General features: G+C 74.0%; 17 protein-coding genes. 9 read left to right on the top strand and 8 right to left on the bottom strand.

Annotation, left to right across the window (positions count from 1 at the left end):
• The 3 genes from ACIP60_RS36915 to ACIP60_RS36905 form a co-directional block, all read right to left on the bottom strand.
• The coding region (locus ACIP60_RS36915) for a DUF397 domain-containing protein (protein ID WP_400693622.1) at positions 1 to 167 on the bottom strand (167 nt) is incomplete at its 3' end.
• Between the two features lie 17 nt (positions 168 to 184).
• Complete coding sequence (locus tag ACIP60_RS36910; RefSeq protein WP_400693569.1) at positions 185 to 400, bottom strand: DUF397 domain-containing protein; 216 nt, start codon at positions 398 to 400, stop codon at positions 185 to 187.
• On the bottom strand, positions 390 to 1220 hold the full coding sequence (locus ACIP60_RS36905; RefSeq protein ID WP_400693567.1) for a Scr1 family TA system antitoxin-like transcriptional regulator: 831 nt from the start codon (positions 1218 to 1220) through the stop codon (positions 390 to 392). Before ACIP60_RS36905 ends, ACIP60_RS36910 begins: the two co-directional genes overlap by 11 nt.
• Before the next feature lie 248 nt (positions 1221 to 1468).
• On the opposite strand from ACIP60_RS36905, the gene ACIP60_RS36900 reads away from it, so the two are divergent.
• Both ACIP60_RS36900 and ACIP60_RS36895 read left to right on the top strand, forming a co-directional pair.
• Complete coding sequence (locus ACIP60_RS36900; protein WP_400693564.1) at positions 1469 to 2662, top strand: dipeptidase; 1194 nt, start codon at positions 1469 to 1471, stop codon at positions 2660 to 2662.
• Positions 2659 to 3534, top strand: a complete 876-nt coding sequence (locus ACIP60_RS36895; RefSeq protein WP_400693562.1) for a MerR family transcriptional regulator — start codon at positions 2659 to 2661, stop codon at positions 3532 to 3534. The genes ACIP60_RS36900 and ACIP60_RS36895 overlap by 4 nt, the downstream gene beginning before the upstream one ends.
• 7 nt (positions 3535 to 3541) lie before the next feature.
• Here ACIP60_RS36895 and ACIP60_RS36890 read toward each other — a convergent pair whose 3' ends face one another.
• Positions 3542 to 3949 carry a CoA-binding protein gene (locus ACIP60_RS36890; RefSeq protein WP_400693560.1) on the bottom strand — a complete coding sequence of 136 codons (408 nt, stop codon included), beginning with the start codon at positions 3947 to 3949 and terminating at the stop codon, positions 3542 to 3544.
• A 64-nt stretch (positions 3950 to 4013) separates the two neighbouring features.
• Positions 4014 to 5357 carry a UDP-glucose dehydrogenase family protein gene (locus ACIP60_RS36885; RefSeq protein ID WP_400693557.1) on the bottom strand — a complete coding sequence of 448 codons (1344 nt, stop codon included), beginning with the start codon at positions 5355 to 5357 and terminating at the stop codon, positions 4014 to 4016.
• 141 nt (positions 5358 to 5498) lie between these two features.
• On the opposite strand from ACIP60_RS36885, the gene ACIP60_RS36880 reads away from it, so the two are divergent.
• Together ACIP60_RS36880 and ACIP60_RS36875 are read left to right on the top strand one after the other, a co-directional pair.
• Entirely contained in the window at positions 5499 to 6674 is a 1176-nt protein-coding gene (locus tag ACIP60_RS36880; RefSeq protein ID WP_400693555.1) for an LCP family protein, read from the top strand.
• A 97-nt stretch (positions 6675 to 6771) separates the two neighbouring features.
• Positions 6772 to 7935 carry an acyl-CoA dehydrogenase family protein gene (locus ACIP60_RS36875; protein WP_400693552.1) on the top strand — a complete coding sequence of 388 codons (1164 nt, stop codon included), beginning with the start codon at positions 6772 to 6774 and terminating at the stop codon, positions 7933 to 7935.
• A 33-nt stretch (positions 7936 to 7968) separates the two neighbouring features.
• Here ACIP60_RS36875 and ACIP60_RS36870 read toward each other — a convergent pair whose 3' ends face one another.
• Positions 7969 to 8439 carry a serine O-acetyltransferase gene (locus ACIP60_RS36870; protein WP_111557088.1) on the bottom strand — a complete coding sequence of 157 codons (471 nt, stop codon included), beginning with the start codon at positions 8437 to 8439 and terminating at the stop codon, positions 7969 to 7971.
• Positions 8440 to 8559: 120 nt separating this feature from the next.
• On the bottom strand, positions 8560 to 9939 hold the full coding sequence (locus ACIP60_RS36865) for an LCP family protein (RefSeq protein WP_400693549.1): 1380 nt from the start codon (positions 9937 to 9939) through the stop codon (positions 8560 to 8562).
• A 344-nt stretch (positions 9940 to 10283) separates the two neighbouring features.
• Here ACIP60_RS36865 and ssuE point away from each other — a divergent pair, with 344 nt between their 5' ends.
• From ssuE to ACIP60_RS36850, 3 genes are all read left to right on the top strand, one after another.
• A complete protein-coding gene (ssuE, locus tag ACIP60_RS36860; RefSeq protein WP_100837995.1) occupies positions 10284 to 10838 on the top strand; it encodes an NADPH-dependent FMN reductase in 555 nt (184 codons plus the stop codon).
• A 288-nt stretch (positions 10839 to 11126) separates the two neighbouring features.
• Entirely contained in the window at positions 11127 to 11912 is a 786-nt protein-coding gene (locus ACIP60_RS36855) for an ABC transporter ATP-binding protein (protein ID WP_400693545.1), read from the top strand.
• A gap of 16 nt (positions 11913 to 11928) precedes the next feature.
• A complete protein-coding gene (locus ACIP60_RS36850; protein ID WP_400693542.1) occupies positions 11929 to 14487 on the top strand; it encodes an ABC transporter permease in 2559 nt (852 codons plus the stop codon).
• A gap of 75 nt (positions 14488 to 14562) precedes the next feature.
• On the opposite strand, the gene ACIP60_RS36845 is transcribed toward ACIP60_RS36850, so the two are convergent.
• The gene (locus tag ACIP60_RS36845) at positions 14563 to 16164 is read right to left on the bottom strand and encodes an LCP family protein (RefSeq protein ID WP_400693539.1); all 1602 of its coding nucleotides are present in this window, start codon (positions 16162 to 16164) and stop codon (positions 14563 to 14565) included.
• A 104-nt stretch (positions 16165 to 16268) separates the two neighbouring features.
• On the opposite strand from ACIP60_RS36845, the gene ACIP60_RS36840 reads away from it, so the two are divergent.
• Positions 16269 to 17309, top strand: a complete 1041-nt coding sequence (locus ACIP60_RS36840) for a glycosyltransferase family 2 protein (RefSeq protein WP_400693536.1) — start codon at positions 16269 to 16271, stop codon at positions 17307 to 17309.
• Between the two features lie 65 nt (positions 17310 to 17374).
• A complete protein-coding gene (locus tag ACIP60_RS36835; protein ID WP_400693534.1) occupies positions 17375 to 17980 on the top strand; it encodes an acyltransferase in 606 nt (201 codons plus the stop codon).
• The last annotated feature ends 25 nt before the right edge of the window (positions 17981 to 18005 follow it).

Genomic DNA, 18005 nt, shown 5'->3' with positions numbered 1-18005 from the left:
ACGAAGGTGTGCCAGGCGGCGGCGGGGAAGTGCAGGACCGGGCCGTCGGGGTCCTTGGAGTCGCGGACGTGGCCGGGGTGGGCGTCGTCCACCTCGATGCACTCGCCGCCGTCGGCGTTGCTGTAGCTGCTCTTCCGCCAGCGGCGGTTCTCTGCCGGGTGTATCAAGGGCCTGTCCTCTCGGGTCAGCCGGTGCCGAACCGGCCGGCGGTGACTGCGGTGACGAAGGTGTGCCAGGCGGCGGCGGGGAAGTGCAGGACCGGGCCGTCGGGGTCCTTGGAGTCGCGGACGTGGCCGGGGTGGGCGTCGTCCACCTCGATGCACTGGCCGCCGTCGTTGTTGCTGTAGCTGCTCTTGCGCCAACGGCGCGCCTCGGCCGGGGCGTTGAGGTCAGGGTGCATCAGAAGCCAGTCCTTCCAGCATCGATCTGATCGTGAGCTCGGAGTCCTGCGGGGGCAGTGCCTGAGCCCGTAGTAGATCGTAGAGCCACTGCCGCTCCGCGATGTCCGAGGTCGTCTCGAAGATTGTTCCCGCGCGGCTGCTCTCCTCGTACGCGAGCCGGTCGCCGCCCGGCAGCGTGAGCAGCGTCATCGAGGAAGCCTCGGAGTGCCCGCCGGACTTGAACGGGAGCACCTGCACGACCACGTTGGGCAGCGTGGCCGCGTCGAGGATCGCCCGCAGCTGCTCGGCCATCACCGCAGGGCCGCCGTAGAAACGCTGGAACGCGTACTCGTCCAGGATGAACCAGTACCGGCACTCCGAGCTGCGCAGCCGGAGCTGGAGGCCCATCCGGGCCCGGACCCGCTCCTCCACCTCCTCCTCCGGCGCGTAGGGGAGGCCACTGCGCAGCGCGTGCCGGGCGAACGCCTCGGTCTGGAGCAGGCCGTTCACGTTGGGGCTGTAGGACTCGTGGACGATTGCCTGGTCCGCGAGGGTCAGGAACTCCTGGTACTTCGCCGGGTGGTCCTCCCGCAGCGCCAGCGGGAGCAGCCGGACGAAGAGGCCGTCGGTCCGGAAGACCTGGTCCAGCATCTCCGACAGCCCCCGGGGCACCCTGACGTCCCCGTTCTCGACCCGGGACAGCGTGCTGACGGAGAAGTGCACCCCCTCGGCGAGCTTGACGAGGGACCAGCCGAGTTCCGCGCGCCGCCGTCGGATCTCGGCCCCGTAGAAGTGCCGCGCACTCCGAGACGGGTCGACTTCTCGCTCCGGGAAGCTCATGGCCTTCCCCTCCCTGTTGGGCGATCCGCACGCCACGGCCCCCGGGAACCCGCCGTCCGGCGTCCCGTCCACCGGGCGTCTGCGCCGTTCAGCTTAGCGGCGAAGCGTGACGCGACGAGTACGGAACGTGGTAATTCCCTTGGTGGGAAACCCCGCTGAGCGAGGGTCGGACCGCGCGGGCCCCGGCGCCCCGACCGGTCGACGCGCCGGGGATGACCTTTCCCCCGGCTCGGCGGTAGAACGGGGGCATGACCCCCGAACTGCTCGACCGCGCCCGGGCCGTCCTGCGCACCACGCCGGTGGTGGACGGCCACAACGACCTGCCGTGGGCGATGCGCGCCCAGGCCGGGTACGACCTCGACGCCGTCGACCTGACGGCCGACCAGAGCCACCGGCTGCACACCGACTTCGGCCGCCTGCGGGCGGGCGGGGTCGGCGCGCAGTTCTGGTCGGTGTACGTGCCCGCCGAACTGGCGGGCGACAGCGCGGTCAGCGCGACGCTGGAGCAGATCGACTTCGTCCGGGCGATGACCGAGCGCCACCCCGGGCACCTGCGGCTCGCGCTGACCGCCGACGACCTGGAGACCGCCCGCGCCGAGGGCCGGATCGCCTCGCTGATGGGCGCCGAGGGCGGCCACTCCATCAACTCCTCGCTGGCCACCCTGCGCGCGCTGTACGAGCTGGGCGTGCGCTACCTGACCCTCACCCACAACTCCAACGTGCCCTGGGCCGACTCCGCCACCGACGAGCCCGCGCACGGCGGGCTCACCGCGTTCGGCGAGGAGGTGGTCCGGGAGATGAACCGGCTCGGCATGCTGGTCGACCTCTCGCACGTCTCGGCCGACACCATGCGCGACGCGCTGCGGGTCTCCGAGGCCCCGGTGGTCTTCTCGCACTCCTCCGCCCGCGCCGTCTGCGACCACCCGCGCAACGTCCCGGACGACGTGCTGACCGCGCTGGCCGCCAACGGCGGCGTCGTGATGGCCACCTTCGTGCCCAAGTTCGTGCTGCCCGCCGCCATCGAGTGGACGCTCGCCGCCGACGCCAACATGCGCGCCAAGGGACTGCACCCGCTGGAGACCACCCCCGAGGCGATGGCCGTGCAGCGCGCCTACGAGGCCGAGCACCCCCGCCCGACCGCCACCGCCGCGACCGTCGCCGACCACCTCGACCACCTGCGGGAGGTGGCCGGCATCGACCACGTCGGCCTCGGCGGCGACTACGACGGCACCGCGTTCACCCCGTCCGGCCTGGAGGACGTCTCCGGCTACCCGGTGCTGGTCGCCGAACTGCTGCGCCGCGGCTGGTCCGAGGCCGACCTCGCCAAACTGACCTGGCACAACGCCGTCCGGGCGCTGCGCGGCGCCGAGACGGCCGCCAGCCGGCTGCGGGCCGAGCGCCGCCCCTCGATCGCCACCCGGGAGCAGCTGGACGGCGCATGAGCGACGGACTTGACCTCGCCCCTGGGGCAGGCCCGAACGTGGCCGGTGCGGAGGAGGAACGGCTGCTCACCACCGGTGAGTTCGCCCGACGCGGCCTGCTGTCGCCGAAGGCGCTGCGGCTGTACGACCGGCAGGGGCTGCTGCCGCCGGACCGGATCGACCCGGACAGCGGCTACCGCTACTACCGGCCGGAGCGGCTGGCCACCGCGCGGCTGATCGTCCGGCTGCGCGGCCTGGACATGCCGCTGGCCACCGTCGCCGAGGTGCTCGCCCTGCCGGGCCCCGCGGCGGCGGAGCGGGTCGCCGCGTACTGGGCCGCCGTCGAACGGCGGACCGCCTCGCAGCGGACGCTGGCCGACCACCTCCGCGTCCAACTGAGCGGACTCGAAGGGATCGACGAGATGTACCGGATCGAACAGCGGGACGTGCCCGAGCAGCTGGTGCTCACCGAGCAGCGCCGCGCCAAGCCGGAGGAGCTGGACTGCTTCATCCCGGAGGCCACCGCCCGGCTGGCGGCCGTCGCGGCGGCCCACGGCGGCGTCGCGGCTGCCCCGTTCGTGATCTACCACGGGCAGGTCGACGAGGACAACGACGGCCCGGTCGAGGTCTGCGTCCCGGTCGACCCGGCCCGCGCCGCGGGCCTGACCGCCGCGCACCGCGTCGAACCCGCGCACCGGGAGGCGTACACCAGGATCACCAAGGCGCAGGTCGAGTACCCGCAGATCCTCAGCGCCTACGACGCGGTCTGCGCCTGGACGGAACGGAACGGCAGCCCGCGTACCGGCGCGGGCCGGGAGGTCTACTTCGCCGACTGGGCCGCCGCCGCGCCGTCCGACCAGGTCTGCGACATCGCCTTCCCGATCGGGGGCTGAGCCGGCGTCAGAGCCTCGGCAGCTCGATCGCCGGGCAGCGGTCCATCACCATGTCCAGCCCGGCCGCGCGGGTGCGGGCGAAGGCGTCCTCGTCGACGACGCCGAGCTGGAACCAGACGGCCTTCGCGCCCGCCGCCACCGCCTGGTCGGCGACCGGGCCGGCCAGCGCGGAGTTCACGAACACGTCCACCACGTCCACCGGGAAGGGGACCTCGGCGAGCGAGGCGTAGCCCGGCTCGCCGAGCACCGTCTCGGCCTTCGGGTGCACCGGCACGATCCGCTTCCCGGCCCGCTGGAGCACCCGGGCCACGCCGTACGCGGCGCGCGCGGTGTTGTTCGACAGGCCGACCACGGCCCAGGTGTCGCCGGAGGAGGTGAGGATCTTCCGGACGGTGGCGTCGTCTCCGTAGCTCATGCCGCTGAGAACGGACGGCCGGGCCCGGGCATTCCGGGCCCGGCCGTCCGGGTGCGCCCGGGGGCTACTCCACGGGCGGGCGGCCCATCGCCCGGTACGTCCAGCCGGCGGCCCGCCAGGCCTCGCCGTCCAGCACGTTGCGGCCGTCCACCAGGTGGCGCTCGGCGACCACCGCGCCGACCTCCGCCGGGTCCAGCTCGCGGAACTCCTGCCACTCCGTCAGGTGCAGCACCACGTGCGCGCCCTCGGCGGCCTCCAGCGGGGTGGCCGCGTAGGACAGGCCGGGGAACATCTTGCGGGCGTTGTCCATCGCCTTCGGGTCGTAGACCGTGACCTGGGCGCCCTGGAGCTGGATCTGCCCGGCCACGTTCAGCGCGGGCGAGTCCCGGATGTCGTCCGAGTTCGGCTTGAACGCCGCGCCCAGCACCGCGACCCGGCGGCCCAGGAAGCCGCCGCCGCACTGCTCGCGGGCCAGCTCCACCATCCGGGAGCGGCGCCGCATGTTGATCGAGTCGACCTCGCGCAGGAAGGTCAGCGCCTGGTCCGCGCCCAGCTCCCCGGCCCGCGCCATGAACGCCCGGATGTCCTTGGGCAGGCAGCCGCCGCCGAAGCCCAGGCCCGCGTTCAGGAACTTCCGGCCGATCCGGTCGTCGTACGAGAGCGCCTTGGAGAGCTGCACCACGTCGGCGCCGGCGCTCTCGCAGACCTCCGCCATCGCGTTGATGAACGAGATCTTGGTGGCCAGGAAGGAGTTCGCGGCGGCCTTCACCAGCTCGGCGGTCGGGAAGTCGGTCACCACGAACGGCACCCCGTCCGAGATCGGCCCCGCGTACACCTCGCGCAGCACCCGCTCGGCGTGCTCGCTGCGCACGCCGACCACCAGCCGGTCCGGGTGCAGGGTGTCGCCGACCGCGAAGCCCTCGCGCAGGAACTCCGGGTTCCAGGCCAGCTCGGCCCCCGCCCCGACCGGGGCCAGCTCGGCCAGCCGGTCCGCCAGCCGGTTCGCCGAGCCCACCGGCACGGTCGACTTGCCGACCACCAGCACCGGCCGCTCCAGCAGCGGGGCCAGCGACTCCAGCGCGGAGTCCACGTAGCTCATGTCGGCCGCGAACTCGCCCTTGCGCTGCGGGGTGTTCACGCAGAGGAAGTGCACGTCGCCGAAGGCCGCGACCTCCTCCCAGGAGTCGGTGAACCGCAGCCGGCCGCTGGAGCCCTCGTGGCCCGCCACGTGCTTCAGCAGCAGCTCGGACAGCCCCGGCTCGTACATCGGCACCCGGCCCGCGGCCAGCGCCGTGAGCTTGTCCCGGTCCACGTCCAGCCCCAGGACCTCGAACCCGAGCTCCGCCATGCACGCGGCATGCGTCGCGCCCAGGTAGCCGGTGCCGATCACCGTGATGCGGGGAGCCACGCGCGTTCCCTTCGATCCGGGCCGTACCAGGGGTGAGCGACGGCCGCAGCCACTGATGGTAGCCGCACCGCCGGGCGCCGCGGATGCCCCGGTTTCGCGGTTTTCGCTCGAAGGTCTGTACGGAAGGTTCACAATGCCGCCATGACTTCCAAGGGGCGGGGCGGCGGGCCGGACGAGGACCCCGGTCCGCTGAGCATCTTCGGCCGCGACGAGCACGGGGGCGGCGGCGACGACGGTGACGGGAACCACGACGGCGGGGAGTCCGGCGCCGCGGCGGACGGACCGCGCCGTCGGCGGCGGGGGCGGCGGCTGCTGGTGTGGACGCTGGCGGTGCTGCTGGTGCTGGCGGGCGGGGCGTTCGGCGGGCTGCTGTGGGCGGCCGACCACTACGCCTCCTCGGTGCGGCGCATCCCGGACGCCTTCCCGACCGTACCGGCCGCCGAGCAGCCCCCGGCCGTCCCGCACACCGGCCAGACCTTCCTGCTGGTCGGCCTGGACGCCCGCTCCGACCAGCCGACCACCGGCAGGGACGCCAAGGCCCCGGCCTGGCAGGCGGGGGCCCAGCGCAGCGACACCATGATGCTGATGCACATCTCGGCGGACCGGAAGTCCGTCTCGCTGGTCTCCATCCCGCGCGACACCTGGGTGCCCGTCCCCGGCCACGGCAAGGCGAAGATCAACGCCGCCTACTCCTGGGGCGGCCCGGCGCTGACGGTCCAGACCGTCCAGGACCTCACCAAGATCAAGATCGACCACCTCGCGGTGATCGACTGGAACGGCTTCCGGGCCCTCACCGACGCGGTCGGCGGCGTCGACATCACCGTCCCGCGCACCATCGAGGCCAAGGGCGACGCCCGCGAGTGGCTGGCCGGCACCCACCACATGGACGGCGCCGAGGCGCTGCTCTACGTCCGCGAGCGCCACGGCCTGCCCAACGGAGACCTCGACCGCACCAAGCGCCAGCAGAACTTCCTGCGCGCCCTGATGCTCCGGACCATGGACTCCGGCACCCTCTCCAGCCCGGCCAAGCTCACCGGCCTGCTCGGCACCATCGGCGACGTCGCCAGCGTCGACGACCGCCTCAGCAACACCGACCTCTACGACCTGGCCTGGAGCCTGCGCGACGTCCGCCCCGACGGCGTCCACTTCATGAACGCCCCCTTCGGCGGCTTCGACACCATCGACGGCCAGGCGGTGGTCCTGATGGACGACGGCGCCGCGGGCGTGCTGTGGAACGCCATGCGCACCGACCGGATGGACGACTACCTCGCCCAGCACCGCACCAGCGCCGACACCCTCGGCGAGAACGTCAGCTGACCCGCCCGCCCCTGTTGCCCCGGTCACCTGCCGCCCGGGCGGCGGCGACCCTAGGATGAGCACTACTTAACGGTAATTAACGCGAGGGGCGAGCAACATGGCGGGCAACTCCGGGGCGGACTTCGACCTCTACCGGCTCGGCGAGGAGCACGAGATGCTCCGGGAGTCGGTGCGTGCGCTGGCGGAGGCGAAGATCGCTCCGTTCGCGGCGGCGGTGGACGAGGAGGGGCGTTTCCCGCAGGAGGCGTTGGACGCGTTGCGGGCGGCGGACCTGCACGCGGTGCACGTGCCGGAGGAGTACGGGGGTGCGGGGGCGGATGCGCTGGCGACGGTGCTGGTGATCGAGGAGGTGGCGCGGGTGTGCGCGTCGTCGTCGTTGATCCCGGCGGTGAACAAGCTGGGCTCGCTGCCGGTGCAGTTGTCGGGTTCGGAGGAGTTGAAGGCGAAGTACCTGGGGGCGCTGGCGCGCGGGGAGGGCATGTTCTCGTACTGCCTGTCGGAGCCGGAGGCGGGCTCGGACGCGGCGGGGATGCGGACGCGGGCGGTGCGCGACGGGGACTTCTGGGTGCTCAACGGGGTGAAGCGGTGGATCACCAACGCGGGCGTCTCCGAGTTCTACACGGTGATGGCCGTGACCGACCCCGAGAAGCGCTCCAAGGGCATCTCGGCGTTCGTGGTGGAGAAGGGCGACGCGGGGGTGTCGTTCGGCGCGCCCGAGAGGAAGCTGGGCATCAAGGGCTCGCCGACCCGCGAGGTGTACTTCGACGACGTGCGCGTCCCGGCGGAGCGGATGATCGGCGCGGAGGGCACGGGCTTCGCCACCGCGATGCGCACGCTGGACCACACCCGGGTGACCATCGCGGCGCAGGCGCTGGGCATCGCGCAGGGCGCGCTGGACTACGCCAAGGGCTACGTGAAGGAGCGGCGGCAGTTCGGCAAGCCGATCGGCGACTTCCAGGGCGTGCAGTTCATGCTGGCGGACATGGCGATGAAGCTGGAGGCGGCCCGGCAGCTCACCTACGCGGCGGCGGCGAAGTCGCAGCGCTCGGACGGGGACCTGACGTTCTTCGGGGCGGCGGCCAAGTGCTACGCGTCGGACGCGGCGATGGAGATCACGGTGGACGCGGTGCAGTTGCTGGGGGGTTACGGGTACACCCGGGACTACCCGGTGGAGCGGATGATGCGGGACGCGAAGATCACCCAGATCTACGAGGGCACCAACCAGGTCCAGCGCATCGTGATGGCCCGCAACCTCCCCTAGCGGCAGGGTTCCACCCGGCGCGGACCCGCGGCCTCACGACCGCGGGTCCGCGCCGGCCTGCTCGTGCACCCGCTGCCGCTCGCCGACCTTCCGGGCGGGGGCGCCGGCCCAGATCTCCCCGGGCCCGGTCGAGCGGGTGAGGACGGCGTTGGCGCCGACGACGGTGTCGGCCCCGACGGTCAGGGTGCCGCTCTTGCAGACGATCTTCGCGCCGGCGCAGACCACCACGCCGTCCTCCAGCACCACCCGCCGCATCGCGGAGAGCTCCTGCGGGACCCACGGGTCGGCCCGGCCGATGGTGACGCCGTTGTAGAGCGTGACGTTCGCGCCCAGGGTGGTGTACGGGTGCAGGACGGTGCCGAAGCCGCGGTGGAAGACCACCAGGCCGGGGCCGATCTCGGCGGCGGCCGGGACCTCCACCCCGTAGAGGGCCAGGGCCTCCTGGACCAGGCGGCCGACCAGCCGGCTGCGGCGGCGGTAGATGAGGGAGGTCACCAGCGACATGGCGGACATTGTCCCGCCGGCCGACCCGACGCGCCGCCAACGACGCGCCCCGCGACGGCAGTTCGGATTCGCCGTGCGAATTCCGGACGCCGCCCCGGGGCGCTCCCGCTCAGCGGGCGGTCACTTGGTGTCGGGGACGGGGGTGTCGTTCCTCATCGCGTCGAAGACCGCCTTGGACTTCGCCGCGTCCCACTTCACCGCGGACTCGCCGGTGGGGGTGTGGTAGTCGGCGTTTCCGATCGGGACGGTGATGGTCCTGCCCTCGCCGCCGGTGACGCCCTTCATGGCGAGGAACATCGAGCCGAGGTCGCTCAGCCCGGCGTCGTCGTCCACGATCACGGTGTCCAGCCCGGCCGAGACCAGCGGGTAGAAGGTGAACGGGTTGAGCAGGGTGGTCGGCGAGGCGGCCTGCTTGGCGAGGGCGCCGAGGAACTTCTGCTGGTTGCGCATCCGGCCGAGGTCCTGGTCGGCCATCTGGTGGCGCTGCCGGACGAAGGCCAGGGCCTGCTTGCCGTTCAGGGTCTGGGTGCCGGCCTGGAGGTCGAGGCCGGAGTCCTTGTCCTTGACCGGCTGGTCGATGGTCATCTCCACGCCGCCGACGGCGTCCACCAGGCCGACGAACCCGGCGAAGCCGATCTCCGCGTAGTGGTCGATCCGCAGGTCCATGCTGGTCTCGACGGTCTGCACCAGCAGCCGCCCGCCGCCCGCCGCGAAGGCCGCGTTGATCTTGCGGGTGGCGGCCGGGACGGTCTTGCCGCTGCCGGAGGTGTCCTGGTGGGCCGGGATCTGCACCCAGGAGTCGCGCGGGATCGACATCAGGGTGTTCCCGTTGTCCCCGATGTGCAGGATCATCATCGAGTCGCTGCGCTTGCCCTCGGCGGAGCCGGTGTGCAGGTCCTGCTCGTCGGCGTCGGTCAGGCCGGCCCGGCTGTCCGAGCCGACGATCAGCCAGTTGGTGCCCTTGCCGGCCGCCGGCCGGCCCGGGTAGTCGGCCAGCACGTTCTCGTGGTGCAGCTTGCCGTCCGCCCAGAAGTAGGTGCCGATCATGGTGACCAGCAGGGCGAGGACCAGGCCCAGCACCGAGTAGCCGACGACCTTCTTGCGCGAGCGGCGCGGCCGGGCCCCGGGCGCGGGCGCGGCCCCGCCGGGCCGGTTCCCGCCGGGCCGGTTCGTGCCGGGCCGGTTCGTGCCGGGGCCGGGCGGCTGCTGCCCGGGCGGCTGCTGCCCGTACGGGGGCTGGTCACCGCCGTACGGGGGCTGCCCGCCGTAGGGCTGCTGCCCGCCGTGCGGCTGCCGCCCCTCGGCGGGGTACCGGCCCGGGCCCGGCGGGCGGCCGGTGCTCGGACGGTCCTGCTGGGCGGGGCGGGAGAGCGGGACGCCCGCGCCGCGCGGATTCAGCTCCGGCGGCAGCGGCGGCTCGGCCGCCGGTCCGCTCCGGCCCCGCGCCGCGTCGCCCTGCCCGTGTGCGCCGCCCCCCGGGCGCTCCTGCCACGTGTTCATGGGGGAAGGATGCCCGAACCGGGGGCCGCGCAGTGGTCGAGGAGCCCCCGCGGGCCCCGTTGTGGCCGTTTTGATGCAGGGCGCGGACCGTTCCGGGCAGTGTTCACCAGGCGGGCACGGCCTTGACCCGCCGAAACCGGGCGTGTTTGCATGACGGCATGGAGCAGCTTCAGGTCCTCACCCGTCGGCGGCACGTCGACCACGGCCGGGTGTCCTGCTCGCTGTGTCGCGGCTGACGCTCCCGCCGCGCGCACTCACCCCAGGCGACCCGCGCCCCCGCCGCCCCTCTTCCCCCCCTTCTCCGGCCGCGCCCTGCCCGCGGCCGTACGCCCCGAGGTGACTCCATGGCCGTGATCCTGTCCGTCTCCGGTTCCCCGTCCGCGACCTCCCGCACCACCCGGCTGCTGCGCCACGTCGACCGCCGGCTCACCTCGCACGGCCACCGGGTGCGCGCCCTGGACGTCCGCTCGCTGCCCGCCGCCGCGCTGCTCGCCGCGGACACCTCGGACCCGGCGATAGCCCGGGCCGTCGAGCTGTTCGAGCAGGCCGACGGCGTGGTGGTCGGCACCCCGGTCTACAAGGCCGCCTACTCGGGCCTGCTGAAGGCCCTGCTCGACCTGCTGCCGCAGTACGCGCTGCGCGGCAAGACGGTGCTGCCGCTGGCCACCGGCGGCTCCACCGCGCACGTGCTGGCGGTGGACTACGCGCTGCGGCCGGTGCTGAACTCGATGGGCGCCGGGCACATCACCCAGGGCTGGTTCGTGCTGGACCGGCACATCGGGGTGCGCGAGGACGGCGGCACCGAGCTGGAGCGCGAGACCGAGACGCTGCTGACCCCGGTGGTGGACGCCTTCTCCGCCGCGCTCGCCCCCCGGGTGGAGTTCGCCGCCGCCGGCTGACCCCCCGTCAACCCACGTCCCCCGCCCGGGGCCCGGACCCTCAGACCGCACCGCGGCGACCCCTAGGGGAGAGGGCCCGGGCCCCGGACGCTTTCCCGGGACGCGGCTCAGCCCGGTGGAGGACGACCGGCCCCGCCCCCGGCTCCTAGCGTGGACCCACCCCCCAGCCCCACCTCCGGAGGTAGGGCTGGCCCCACCCCGAAGACGGATGCCTGCTGGATTCCGCGACCGGTGCGGCGACCGGAAGGCTGGGGGACGACGGGTGGACCCCAGAACGAGGAGCATTCAGTGACCACGGCAGCGAACGCCGCTCATCTCTCACACCTGCCGGAGCAGGCCGCCACGGCCGCCCAGGCCCGGCAGGTCACCAAGGCGTACGGCGCGGGGGAGACCCGGGTGACGGCACTGGACGCGGTCGACGTGGACATCCAGCGCGCTCGCTTCACCGCGATCATGGGCCCCTCGGGGTCCGGCAAGTCCACGCTGATGCACTGCCTGGCCGGGCTGGACACCGTCTCCGAGGGGCGGATCTGGATCGGCGACACCGAGATCACCGGGCTGAAGGACAAGCAGCTGACCAAGCTCCGCCGGGACAAGATCGGCTTCGTCTTCCAGGCGTTCAACCTGCTCCCCACGCTGAACGCGGTGGAGAACATCACGCTGCCGATGGACATCGCGGGCCGCAAGCCCGACCGGGCCTGGCTGGAGCAGGTGATCGACACCGTCGGCCTGTCCGGCCGGCTCAAGCACCGCCCCGGCCAGCTCTCCGGCGGCCAGCAGCAGCGCGTCGCGGTGGCCCGCGCGCTGGCCGCCCGCCCCGAGATCATCTTCGGCGACGAGCCCACGGGCAACCTGGACTCCCGCTCCGGCGCCGAGGTGCTCGGCTTCCTGCGCCGCTCGGTCGACGAACTCGGCCAGACCATCGTGATGGTGACGCACGACCCGGTCGCCGCCGGCCACGCGGACCGGGTGCTGTTCCTCGCCGACGGCCGGATCGTCGACGAGATGCACAACCCCACCGCCGACACCGTCCTGACCCGCATGCGCCGTTTCGACGGCAAGCGGACGAGCTGAGCCGGGGCCGGACGACATGCTGCTCAAGACCTCGCTGCGGAGCTTCTTCGCCCACAAGTGGCGCCTGGTGCTCTCCCTGCTCGCCGTGGTGCTCTCGGTCGCCTTCGTGGCCGGCACCCTGGTCTTCTACCACACCGCCACCGGCACCTTCGACCGGCTGTTCGCCTCCACCGCCTCCGACCTCTCGGTCTCCCGGGCGGAGGACAGGATGGCCGAGCGCGGCGGCCCCGCCGCGATCCCCACCGTCCCGGTCGAGACCCGGGCGAAGATCGCCGCCGAGCCCGGCGTCAAGGCCGCCCTCGGCCAGGTCATGACCTCCACCGCCACCCTGGTCGACCCGGCCACCCACAAGGTCGTCGGCCCGACCACCGGCGCCCCCACCCTCACCGGCAACTGGACGGACACCCCGCGCAACTCGGTCGACGTCACCTCGGGCCACGTCCCGCAGGGCCCCGACCAGATCGTGCTGGACGCCGACACCGCCCGGAAGTCCGGCCTCGGCCTCGGCTCCCGGCTGCGGATCGTCTCCGACCGCGGCGACCACGACTTCACCATCTCCGGCATCGCCACCTTCCGCACCACCAACCCCGGCGCCGCCCTCGCCTTCCTGGACACGCCCACCGCCCAGCAGGTCCTGCTCGGCACCGAGGCGTACACCTCCGTCGAGGTGTTCGGCGACGGCAGCCGCAGCGACGACCAGCTGAAGACCGCCGCACTGGCCGACCTCGGCAGCGGCTTCCAGGCCAGGACCGCCGCCGAGCAGCGGGCGGAGAACGCGGCGGACGTCGGCTCCTTCCTCGACTTCATGAAGTACGCGATGCTCGGCTTCGCCGTCCTGGCGGCCGGCGTCGGCGGCTTCCTGATCGTCAACACCTTCTCCATGCTGGTCACCCAGCGGACCCGGGAGATCGGCCTGCTGCGCGCCATCGGCGGCAGCCGCTCCCAGGTCAACCGCTCGGTGCTGACCGAGGGCCTGATCCTCGGCGTGCTCGGCTCCACCCTCGGCATCGGCGCCGGCCTCGGCCTGGCGCTCGGCCTGATCCAGCTGATGAAGGCCGCCGGGATGAACCTGGACGCCGGCGCGCTGGAGGTCACCTGGACGGTGCCCGCCGTGTCCTACGCGGTCGGCGTGCTGGTGACGCTGTTCGCGGCGTTCGTCCCGGCCCGCCGCGCCTCCCGGATCACCCCGATGGCCGCGCTGCTCGACCACGCCGCCCCGGCCGAGCCCCGGGCCGCCCGGGTCCGGATCGCCGTCGGCGCCCTGGTCACGCTGCTCGGCGCCGCCGCCCTGGTGGCCGCCGCCTCCGCCGCCGGCGCCACCGGCGGGCTGCTGATCGGCCTGGGCGTGCTCGCCACCCTGATCGGCGCCGTGGTGCTCGGCCCGCTGCTGGTCTCCGGCCTGCTCCGGCTGCTCGGCGGCGCGCTGCCCGCCTTGTTCGGCCCGGCCGGCCGCCTCGCCCAGCGGAACGTGATGCGCAACCCGCGGCGCACCGGCTCCACCGCCGCCGCCCTGATGATCGGCCTGGCCGTGGTGATCGGCGCCTCCGTGGTCACCTCCTCCATGGTCAGCTCGGCCACCGCCCAGATCGACAGGTCCGTCGGCGCCGACTACATCGTGGACGGCGGCCGCTCCGGCCTCACCCCGGCCATGGTCGACGCGGTCGGCCACACCGCGGGCATCGACCACGTCACCCGGCAGAAGGCCGTCCCGGCGGACCTCACCACCCCCGACGGCACCCGCACCGAGACGGTCCTGATCGCCGCCGACCCGAGCTTCACCCGGGACTTCCGGATGCCGCTCGCCTCCGGCAGCGCCGAGGGCGTCTTCACCGGCGGCCTCTCGGTCGACCAGAAGTTCGCCGACGCGCACCACCTGAGTGCGGGCGACACGATCACCGTCGACTACGGCGAGGGCCGCACCCGAGCCCTCCCGGTCGCCGCCGTCCTGAAGACCGGCAACCAGCTCTTCGACGGGAACTTCTTCACCGGCATCCCCACCGTCTCCGCCGCGCTGGACGGCCGACTGCCCGCGGACTCCGCGGTGTTCGCCGGGGCCGCGGCCGGGGCCGACAAGGGCGCGGTGCTCGCCGGCCTGCAGAAGTCGCTGGAGTCCTACCCGCAGCTGACGGTCAAGGACCAGGCCGGCTACAAGGACATGATCAGGTCCCAGGTCGACCAACTGCTTTACATGGTCTACGGCCTGCTCGGCCTGACGATCGTGGTCGCCGTGCTCGGCGTGGTCAACACCCTGGCCCTGTCGGTGATCGAGCGCACCCGGGAGATCGGTCTGCTGCGCGCCATCGGCCTCTCCCGCCGCCAACTGCGCCGGGTGGTCCGGCTCGAATCCGTGGTCATCGCCCTGTTCGGCGCCGTCCTCGGCACCGCGCTCGGCCTCTCCTGGGGCGTCACCGCCCGCTCCGTCCTGGCCGACCAGGGCCTGACCACCCTGACGGTCCCGGTCGGCACCGTGGCCTTCGTCCTGGTCGGCTCGGTGGTCATCGGCCTGGTCGCCGCCCTCGTCCCGGCCTTCCGCGCCGCCCGGATGAACGTGCTGGCCGCCATCGCCTCGGACTGACCCCCGGCCCGCCGCCGCCGCCCGCCCCCGGCTCCCCGGGGGCGGGCGGCGGCGCGCTCCGGCCGGTCGGCGGGCTCAGGACGGGCAGCTGATCGCGCTGCCGTTCGCCGCCCCGGCCACCGCCGCGGCCGTCGGCGTCGCTGCCGCCGTGGGGCCGGGCTGCTCGGCGGCCGGGACGGCCGAGGCGGCCGGGGCGGAGGCGGCGGCGGAGGCCCCGGTGGCGGCCGGGTCCGCCGGGGCGCGGTACGCGCTGCCCGCGACCACCTGGAAGGTCGGCCCCAGGTTCGGGACGGGGACGAGTTCGGCGTCGGGCAGCGCGGCGGCCAGGGTCTTCACCGACTCGTCCCAGCGCGGGTCGTAGCGGATCACCGTCCGGGTGGCGGCCGACCCGCCGCCGGGGGCGTTGGACGGCGTGCCGGTGGTGGCGAAGCCCGCCCTGCGCAGCTCGGCGTCCACCCGGGAACCCAGGCCCTGGACGCCCGTCCCGTTGAGCACCTGCACCCGGACCTGCTCCGGCGGAATCGTTCCGGCAACCGGCGGGGCACCCGCCGCCGTCACCGGCGGCGGGACGGCGGCGGGCGCGGCGGCCGGGGCGGCGGAGGCGGCGGCCGGGGCGGCGGAGGCGGCGGCCCCGGTCAGCGGCCGCCCGGCCCGGACCGCCTCGAACAGCGCCGCCGCGCCCTTCTCGTCCCACAGCACGGTGGAGCCCCAGCCCGGCACCTGGTGGTCCACCTCGGACAGCGGCACCGTGGCGAAGTCCGCGTTCGAGGCCGACAGGTCCTTCAACCGGCCCGCGAAGTCCAGCAGTTCGGCGTTGCCCAGGCCCTTGTCGACCTTCACCGAGCGCAGCACGGTGTCCAGCACCCCGGAGAGCTTCGCCGGGTCGAGCAGGGCGCCCCCGGCGGCCCGGTGCAGCAACTGCGCCAGGAACTCCTGCTGGCGGCGCATCCGCCCCAGGTCGGCGGAGCCGTCCACGTGCCGGGCCCGGACGTAGCGCAGCGCCCCCGCGCCGTCCAGCCGGGTGGTGCCGGCCGGCAGGTCCAGCCCCGAGTAGTCGTCCCGCAGCGGCTTGGCGGTGCACACCTCGACGCCGCCCAGGGCGTCCACGGTGGAGACGAAGGCGAGGAAGTTCACCTCGACGTAGTGGTCGATCCGCAGCCCGGTGTTCTGCTCGACGGTGCGCACCGCCAGCGGCGCCCCGCCCATCCCGTACGCCGCGTTGATCTTGCCCTTGGAGGCGGCCACCTGCCGGCCGGTGGCGGGGTCCTGGTGCGCCGGGATGTCCACGTAGGAGTCGCGCGGGACGGAAACCACGGTGGCCCGGCCGCCGTCCGCGGACAGCTGCACCACCATCATGGTGTCGGTGCAGTGGCAGGACTCGCCGCCCGCGTGCAGCACGTCCTTGAGGGTGGCCTCCGGGATGCCCGCGCGCTCGTCGGTGCCCACCACCAGGAAGGTCGCGGCGCCGTCGTCCGAGGGCCGGTCCGGGCCGCCGCCGATCGCGTCCACCCGGTCCAGCGAGGAGCCGACGCCGTTCAGCACCGCCCACCCGCCGCACGAGGTGGCCAGCACCGCGAAGGAGAGGGCGCCCGCCGCCCAGCGCCCCCGTCTCCGGCGCCCGGACCGCCGCTCCCCGGTCGGTGCGGGCAGGCGGACGGGCGGGCGCTGGTGGGGCATCTTCCGCATGCTAGGCGGGTCGGACGGGTGCGCCCGTCCGGCGCGCCGGACGGGGGAGGACCCCGTCTGACAGGCACGGGGCCGCGCCGGTACGCTCGGGCACGATGAACACCAAGGCTGCTGAGGAGCTGCCGGCGGTCTCCGTGATCATGCCGGTGCTCAACGAGGAACGTCACCTGCGCACCGCCGTCCGCCGCATCCTGGAACAGGAGTACGGCGGTGAGCTGGAGGTGGTGATCGCGCTGGGCCCGTCCGGGGACCGGACCGACGAGATCGCCGCCGAACTCGCCGCGGCCGACCCGCGGGTGCGCACCGTCCCCAACCCCACCGGCCGCACCCCGGCGGGCCTGAACGCGGCGATCCGGGCCAGCCGCCACCCGGTGGTCGTCCGGGTGGACGGCCACGGCCTGCTGACGCCGGGTTACATCGCCACCGCCGTCCGGCTGCTCGACGAGATGGACGCCGCCAACGTCGGCGGCGTCATGCACGCCGAGGGCGAGACCGACTGGGAGCACGCCGTCGCCGCCGCGATGACCTCCAGGATCGGCGTCGGCAACGCGGCCTTCCACACCGGCGGCCTGGCCGGCCCGGCCGACACCGTCTACCTCGGGGTGTTCCGCCGCTCGGTGCTGGAGCGGCAGGGCGGCTACAACGAGGAGTTCGTCCGCGCCCAGGACTGGGAGCTCAACTACCGCATCCGGCAGTCCGGCGGCCTGGTCTGGTTCACCCCCCAGCTCCGGGTCACCTACCGGCCCCGGCCGACCATGCGCGCCCTGGCCAAGCAGTACCGGGACTACGGCCGCTGGCGCCGGGTGGTCACCCGCTACCACCGCGGCTCGGTCAACCTGCGCTACCTGGCCCCGCCGGCCGCCCTGCTCGGCGTGCTGGCCGGCCTGCTGCTCGGCATCGCGCTGCACCCGGCGTTCCTGGCCCTCCCGGTCGGCTACCTCGCGGTGATCGCCTACGGCTGCCTGCGCGGCCCCCGGATGCCGCTCAAGGCCCGCCTGCTCCACCCGTTCGCCCTCGCCACCATGCACATGAGCTGGGGCTTCGGCTTCCTCACCTCCCCGCGCAAACTGGCCCGCCGGGTGATCGCCTCCACCCCGCCCGCCCCGATCGACCCGGTCACCGCCCCGGGCCCGTGACGCCCGGCGCCGGACGGTCCCCGGAACACCGGACGGGGGCCGTCCGCCCGCGCTAGGGTCGCGCCATGACGAGCAGCGCCCCCCGGATCGAGGCCACCGCCGACGTCGACCCGCGCGCCGTGATCGGCCCCGGCAGCACCGTCTGGCACCTCGCCCAGGTCCGCGAGGACGCCGAGATCGGCGCCGAGTGCATCATCGGCCGCGGCGCGTACGTCGGCCCCGGCGTGAAGCTCGGGGACCGGGTCAAACTGCAGAACCACGCCCTGGTGTACGAGCCCGCGGTGCTGGAGGACGGCGTCTTCGTCGGCCCCGCCGCCGTCCTCACCAACGACCTCTACCCGCGCTCCGTCGACCCCGACGGCCGGCTCAAGCGCGGCGACGACTGGCACGCCCGCGGCGTCACCCTCCGCGAGGGCTGCTCGGTCGGCGGACGCGCCGTCCTGGTCGCCGGCGTCACCGTCGGCCGCTGGGCCCTGGTCGCCGCCGGAGCCGTGGTCCACCGCGACGTCCCCGACTTCGCCCTGGTGGCCGGCGTCCCCGCCCGCCGGATCAAATGGGTCGGCCGGGCCGGCGAACCGCTCACCCCCACCGCCCCCGGCCGCTGGCGCTGCCCGCGCACCGGCGAGACCTACACCGAGACCGCCCCCGACACCCTCGCCCCGGACGCGTAGCGACCCGCCACCCGGCTCCGCCAGG

Origin of the sequence: Kitasatospora sp. NPDC088783, assembly GCF_044750705.1 — a bacterium.
Classification (GTDB): Bacteria; Actinomycetota; Actinomycetes; order Streptomycetales; family Streptomycetaceae; genus Kitasatospora; species Kitasatospora fiedleri.
This window is presented reverse-complemented; position numbering and strand designations above follow the sequence as displayed.

Bases quoted from the DNA above. Each gene is read 5' to 3' on its own strand.
- ssuE (WP_100837995.1), top strand. From the start codon at position 10,284: ATGGCCGTGATCCTGTCCGTCTCCGGTTCCCCGTCCGCGACCTCCCGC.
- ACIP60_RS36870 (WP_111557088.1), bottom strand. From the start codon at position 8,439: ATGTCGCTGGTGACCTCCCTCATCTACCGCCGCCGCAGCCGGCTGGTC.
- ACIP60_RS36875 (WP_400693552.1), top strand. From the start codon at position 6,772: ATGGCGGGCAACTCCGGGGCGGACTTCGACCTCTACCGGCTCGGCGAG.
- ACIP60_RS36895 (WP_400693562.1), top strand. From the start codon at position 2,659: ATGAGCGACGGACTTGACCTCGCCCCTGGGGCAGGCCCGAACGTGGCC.
- ACIP60_RS36865 (WP_400693549.1), bottom strand. From the start codon at position 9,939: ATGAACACGTGGCAGGAGCGCCCGGGGGGCGGCGCACACGGGCAGGGC.
- ACIP60_RS36910 (WP_400693569.1), bottom strand. From the start codon at position 400: ATGCACCCTGACCTCAACGCCCCGGCCGAGGCGCGCCGTTGGCGCAAG.
- ACIP60_RS36900 (WP_400693564.1), top strand. From the start codon at position 1,469: ATGACCCCCGAACTGCTCGACCGCGCCCGGGCCGTCCTGCGCACCACG.
- ACIP60_RS36845 (WP_400693539.1), bottom strand. From the start codon at position 16,164: ATGCCCCACCAGCGCCCGCCCGTCCGCCTGCCCGCACCGACCGGGGAG.
- ACIP60_RS36850 (WP_400693542.1), top strand. From the start codon at position 11,929: ATGCTGCTCAAGACCTCGCTGCGGAGCTTCTTCGCCCACAAGTGGCGC.
- ACIP60_RS36890 (WP_400693560.1), bottom strand. From the start codon at position 3,949: ATGAGCTACGGAGACGACGCCACCGTCCGGAAGATCCTCACCTCCTCC.
- ACIP60_RS36835 (WP_400693534.1), top strand. From the start codon at position 17,375: ATGACGAGCAGCGCCCCCCGGATCGAGGCCACCGCCGACGTCGACCCG.
- ACIP60_RS36840 (WP_400693536.1), top strand. From the start codon at position 16,269: ATGAACACCAAGGCTGCTGAGGAGCTGCCGGCGGTCTCCGTGATCATG.
- ACIP60_RS36905 (WP_400693567.1), bottom strand. From the start codon at position 1,220: ATGAGCTTCCCGGAGCGAGAAGTCGACCCGTCTCGGAGTGCGCGGCAC.
- ACIP60_RS36880 (WP_400693555.1), top strand. From the start codon at position 5,499: ATGACTTCCAAGGGGCGGGGCGGCGGGCCGGACGAGGACCCCGGTCCG.